Origin of the sequence: Streptomyces yokosukanensis (genome assembly GCF_001514035.1) — a bacterium.
GTDB lineage: Bacteria > Actinomycetota > Actinomycetes > Streptomycetales > Streptomycetaceae > Streptomyces > Streptomyces yokosukanensis.
On sequence record NZ_KQ948247.1, the window covers coordinates 1,848 to 4,956 of the forward strand.

General features: G+C 72.9%; 2 protein-coding genes. Both read left to right on the forward strand.

Translation table 11 applies throughout. The annotated features are described in order from the left end of the window. Window positions 1-1,130: beta-ketoacyl reductase (locus AQI95_RS42950; RefSeq protein ID WP_159056733.1), on the forward strand; the 1,130-nt coding region annotated here is incomplete at its 5' end. A gap of 254 nt (window positions 1,131-1,384) precedes the next feature. Continuing rightward, a partial coding sequence (locus AQI95_RS42955) for a type I polyketide synthase (protein WP_208614416.1) occupies window positions 1,385-3,109 on the forward strand: 1,725 nt, incomplete at its 3' end.

Genomic DNA, 3,109 nt, shown 5'->3' on the forward strand with positions numbered 1-3,109 from the left:
CAGTCGTGCACACCGCCGCCGTCCTCGACGACGGCGTCGTGGAGGCCCTCACCCCCGACCAGGTCGAGCGCGTTCTGCGGGTCAAGGTCGACGCCACGCTCCACCTGCACGAGCTGACCCGTGACCTCGACCTGTCGGCCTTCGTGCTGTTCTCCTCCTTCGCCGCCACCTTCGGCGCCCCCGGCCAGGGCAACCAGGCCCCCGGCAACGCCTTCCTCGACGCCTTCGCCGAGCACCGGCGCGCCGCCGGGCTGCCCGCGACCTCCCTTGCCTGGGGCCCCTGGGGCAGCGCCGACGGGGACGACAGCGCGGCGGGCGACCGCATGCGCCGCCACGGCATCCTGGCGATGCCGCCCGAGCGGACCCTGGCCTCGCTCCAGCACGCGCTGGACCGCGACGAGACCACCCTGACCGTCGCGGACATGGACTGGAAGCGGTTCACGCTCGCCTTCACCGCCGACCGGGCGCGGCCCCTGCTCCTGGAACTGCCCGAGGCCCGCCGCGTCATCGAGAGTGCGGAGCGGGAGTCCGCCGAGGACCTGGCCGGGGGAGTGCCGCTCACCCAGCAGCTCGCCGGGCTGCCCGAGGTCGAGCAGCAGCGCCTGCTGCTGGACCTCGTCCGCACGGCCGTGGCCGCCGTCCTCGGCCACGCCGACCTGACCTCTGTCGAGGCCGGCCGTGCCTTCAAGGAGCTCGGCTTCGACTCCCTCACCTCCGTCGAACTGCGCAACCGGCTCGGCGCGGTGAGCGGGCTGAAACTGCCGGCCAGCCTCGTCTTCGACCACCCCACCCCGGCCGCCGTCGCCGCCTACCTGCGGGCCGGGATCGCGCCCGACGCGGCGGAGGGCGGGGCACCGCTGCTGGAGGAGATCGACAAGCTGGAGACCGTACTGGCTCGGGGGACCGGGGACAACGTCGTACGGGCCCGGGTGACGATGCGGCTTCAGGCGCTGCTGGCGAAGTGGAACGAGAGCGAGGACCCGGCCGCCGCGCAGGCCACCGCCGGCGCCACCGTCACCGCGGCCGCGTCCACGGGCCCGGCCACGGACACGGCGACGGCCGCGGCCGCGGCCGACGCCAGCGACGAGGAACTCTTCGCGCTCATCAACGAGGGCCTCGGCCGTTATTGACGGCTTGCCGATTATTGGTGAAGATGGCCCGCCCCCTGTGAATTGACCAGGGGAAAACTGCCCCCTGCACACCCCCCCACCCAGGGGTGCGTAGGGGGCAGTGAGGGGTTGTAGGAGAGATTGAGCGGCAAATAGCCTGCCGCCGAGCAGTCGCTTCGCCCGACGTGCGAGGCGACGCCCTTTCCGATGACATTCCTCGGCTCCGCGACACAGTTTTCCGATGCCGTCTGCTGCAAATTGGGTGGTTGCGTTAAATGGCGAATGAAGAGACGCTCCGGGACTACCTGAAGCTGGCGACGGCGGATCTGCAACAGACACGTCAGCGGCTGCGTGAGATCGAGGCGCGGAACCAGGACCCCATCGCCATCGTGGGCATGGGCTGCCGTTACCCGGGCGGCGCGACCTCCCCCCAGGAGCTGTGGCAGCTCGTCGTGGACGGCGTCGACGCCATCACCGGATTCCCCGCCGAGCGCGGCTGGGACATGGAGACGGTCTACCACCCCGACCCGGACAATCCGGGAACGAGCTACGCCAACCAGGGCGGCTTCGTCCAGGACTTCGCCCGGTTCGACCCCTCGCTCTTCGGTATCTCCCCGCGCGAGGCCCTCGCCATGGACCCGCAGCAGCGGCTGCTGCTGGAGACCACCTGGGAGGCCTTCGAGCGCGCCGGGATCGACCCGACCTCGATGCGCGGCAAGCAGGTCGGCGTCTTCGTCGGCACCAGCAACCACGACTACCTGACGGCGCTGCTGAGCTCCTCCGAGAACGTGGAGGGCTATCTCGGCACCGGCAACGCGGCCAGCGTCGCCTCCGGCCGCCTCTCCTACACCTTCGGCCTCGAAGGCCCCGCCGTCACCGTCGACACCGCCTGCTCCTCCTCCCTCGTCGCCCTGCACCTCGCCGTGCAGGCGCTGCGCAACGGGGAGTGCTCGCTGGCCCTCGCCGGCGGCGCCACCCTGATGTCCGCGCCGGGTACGTTCATCGACTACAGCAAGCAGCGCGGCCTCGCCACCGACGGGCGCTGCAAGGCCTTCTCCCCGGACGCGGACGGCTTCAGCCTCGCCGAGGGCGTCGGTGTCCTGCTCGTCGAGCGCCTCTCCGACGCGCGCCGCAAGGGCCACCGCGTCCTCGCCGTCATCCGCGGCACCGCCGTCAACCAGGACGGTGCCTCCAACGGTCTGACCGCCCCCAACGGCCCCTCGCAGCAGCGCGTCATCCTCCAGGCGCTGTCCGACGCCCGCCTCACGCCCGACCAGGTCGACGCCGTCGAGGCGCACGGCACGGGCACCGGCCTCGGCGACCCCATCGAAGCGCAGGCGATCATCGCCACGTACGGGCAGGGCCGGCCCAAGGGGCGGCCGCTGTGGCTGGGCTCCCTCAAGACCAACATCGGCCACGCGCAGGCTGCCGCCGGTGTCGCCGGTGTCATCAAGAGCGTCATGGCGATGCGCAACGGCGTGCTGCCGAAGACCCTGCACGTCACCGAGCCGACCCCGCACGTCGACTGGTCGGCGGGCGAGGTGTCCCTGCTCACCGAGGCGCGGCCGTGGCCGCTCCACGACGGGCCGCGCCGCATCGGCGTCTCGTCCTTCGGCATGAGCGGCACCAACGCGCACGTCATCCTGGAGAGCGCCGAGGACGCCGCCGGTGCGGACCGGCAGGACGGCGGCGACGGTCCGGCCGCCGCGGAGCGGGGCACTCCGGCCGCTGCCACGGCCGGTGCCCTGCCCGTCGTCCTGTCCGGCAAGACGGAGGGCGCCCTGCGGGCGCAGGCCGCCGCGCTGCACGCCCACCTCACCGCCCGCCCCGGCCTCGGCCTGGCGGACGTCGCCCACGCCCAGGCGCTCACCCGGTCCGCCCTGGACCGCCGCGCCGCGGTCGTCGCGCAGGACCGCGCCGAACTCCTCGCCGGCCTCGCCGCGCTGGCCGAGGGCAACCCGTCGGCCGACGTGGTCGAGGGCAGCGCCACGGAGGGCAAA